3 protein-coding genes are annotated in these 2,265 nt (G+C 69.8%); 2 read left to right on the top strand and 1 reads right to left on the bottom strand.

Features of this window, described 5'->3' with window-relative positions:
* On the bottom strand, positions 1–570 hold a 570-nt coding region (locus tag G3N92_RS33185; protein WP_206131736.1), incomplete at its 3' end, for a LysR family transcriptional regulator.
* A gap of 99 nt (positions 571–669) precedes the next feature.
* On the opposite strand from G3N92_RS33185, the gene G3N92_RS33180 reads away from it, so the two are divergent.
* On the top strand, positions 670–1,974 hold the full coding sequence (locus G3N92_RS33180) for a citrate:proton symporter (RefSeq protein ID WP_206131735.1): 1,305 nt from the start codon (positions 670–672) through the stop codon (positions 1,972–1,974).
* Positions 1,975–2,029: 55 nt separating this feature from the next.
* On the top strand, positions 2,030–2,265 hold a 236-nt coding region (locus G3N92_RS33175), incomplete at its 3' end, for an acyclic terpene utilization AtuA family protein (RefSeq protein WP_206131734.1).

The following is a 2,265-nucleotide window of genomic DNA, read 5'->3' as shown; positions in this document are numbered from 1 at the left end:
GGCGGCCACCTCGGCGGCCGTCACGCTGTCGCACCGGGCCAGCGGGTGGCTGCGCGGGCACACCGCCACCAGCCGATCCGCGCCGGTATGCAGCACTTCGAGCGCCGGATCGAGCGCCTCGCCGCCGGTCAGGCCGAGATCGGCCTCCTCGTTGCGCACCAGCGCCTCCACGGCGCTCGCCACGCCGTCGCGAATCTCGAAGCGTGCGCGCGGCACCTGCTCGCGAAACGCACGGATCAGCTCCGGCAGCGCGCTTGCGGCGAACGTCGGCAGGCAGGCGAGCCGCACCGTGCCGGCCGTGCCGTCGCCGAGCGCGCGGGCGTCGCGCAGCACGCGCTCCATGTCGTCGAGCGAGCGCTGCAGCAACGGCAGCAATTCGCGCCCCGTTTGCGTCAGCGCGACGCTGCGGCTGTTGCGGTCGAACAGCCGCGCGCCGACGGTTTCCTCCAGCCGGCGGATCTGCACCGTGAGCGCGGGCTGCGAGAGATTGAGGCGCGCCGCGGCGCGCGTGAAGTTGCCGGCCTGCGCGACGGTCACGAAGGCGCGTAATTCGCGGAGATTCAGATCCATAAAGGTTCGTGATTGCTGCAATCAAATCATTTCAATTGCGTTATCGCGCTTGCGAACTTACGCTCGGCCGAATCAAAAGACAAGACCGGAGACACCATCATGCTGCCGTTACTGGGGCTGGCCACCATCGTCGTGCTGCTCGGCGCGATCCTCTCGAAACGGATGTCGCCGCTCGTCGCGCTGATCCTCGTGCCGATCGCCGCGTCGCTGCTCGGCGGGTTCGGGCTGCAGACCAGCGCGTTCGTGATCGGCGGCCTGAAAAGCCTGGCCCCGGTGGTCGGCATGTTCGTGTTCGCGATCCTGTATTTCGGCGTGATCACCGACGCCGGCACGCTCGATCCGATCATCGACCGGATCCTGCGCGCGGTGGGCACGCGGCCCACGCGCATCGTGATGGGCACCACGCTGCTGGCGCTGCTGATCCACCTCGACGGCTCCGGCGCGGTGTGTTTCCTGGTGACGATTCCGGCCATGCTGCCGCTCTACGACCGCCTCGGCATGGACCGGCGCGTGCTCGCCGCGGCCGTGTCGATGGCGGCCGGCATCAACTTCCTGCCGTGGACCGGCCCGATGATCCGCGCATCCGCCTCGCTGCACCTGCCCGTCTCGGCGCTGTTCAATCCGCTGATTCCGGTGCAGATCGTCGGCCTCGTATTTGTGTTCGGCGCGGCCTGGTGGCTCGGCCGCCGCGAGGAACGGCGGCTCGGCGCGAACCTGGGCGGCGGCGCGATTCCGATGCCCGAGCGCGTGCTGAGCGCCGACGCGCAGGCGTTGCGCCGCCCGCGCCTGTTCTGGTTCAACCTGGTGCTGACGGTGCTGGTGCTCGGCACGATGGTGGTGATGGGCGAGAAGATCCCGCCCGCGCTGATGTTCATGGTGGGCTTCTGCATCGCGCTGCTCGTGAACTACCCCGACGTGGACATGCAGCGCAAGCGCATCGACGCCCACGCGCGCGCCGCGCTGATGATGGCCGGCATCCTGCTCGCGGCCGGCGTGTTCACCGGGATCATGCAGGGCAGCGGCATGCTCAAGGCGATGGCGAGCGCCGCGGTGGGCTTCGTGCCGCCGTCGATGGCGGGCCATATTCCGGTGGCGCTCGGGCTGCTGTCGATGCCGCTGAGCCTGCTGTTCGATCCGGATTCCTTTTATTTCGGCGTCCTGCCGGTGATCGCCGAAGTGGCGGGCCAGCTCGGCGTGCCCGCGCTGCACGTGGGCCAGGCCGCGCTGCTCGGGCAGATGACCACCGGCTTCCCGGTCAGCCCGCTCACGCCGGCCACGTTCCTGGTGGTCGGGCTGTGCGGCATCGATCTGGCCGAGCACCAGAAATTCACGTTCCCGCTGCTGTTCGGCGCGTCGGTCGTCATGACGATCGCCTGCGTCGCGCTCGGGATCTTCGCCCTGTGAAGCGGCGCGCGCTGCCGCCGCTCATTTCGTCGCGCAAGCGACCGGAACCCTCGTCATGACCGATCTTTCCCCCGCCCGGCGCGTGCGGCTCGGCGCCGGCGCCGGCTACTCGGGCGACCGCATCGAGCCGGCCGTCGAACTGGCCGAGCACGGTGCGCTCGATTACCTGATCTTCGAATGCCTGGCCGAACGCACCATCGCGATCGCGCAGCAGGCGCGGCGCGGCAACCCCGCGCTCGGCTACGACCCGCTGCTCGGCGCGCGCATGCGCGCGGTGCTGCCGGCCGCCGC

It is taken from the genome of Burkholderia sp. Ac-20379 (genome assembly GCF_017104645.1).
GTDB lineage: Bacteria > Pseudomonadota > Gammaproteobacteria > Burkholderiales > Burkholderiaceae > Burkholderia.
Note: the sequence above shows the minus strand (reverse complement) of the source record. Positions and strands in the feature narration are given on the sequence as shown.

What these genes read in the sequence shown, in the direction of transcription:
- G3N92_RS33180 (WP_206131735.1), top strand. Translation starts at nt 670, where the DNA reads ATGCTGCCGTTACTGGGGCTGGCCACCATCGTCGTGCTGCTCGGCGCG.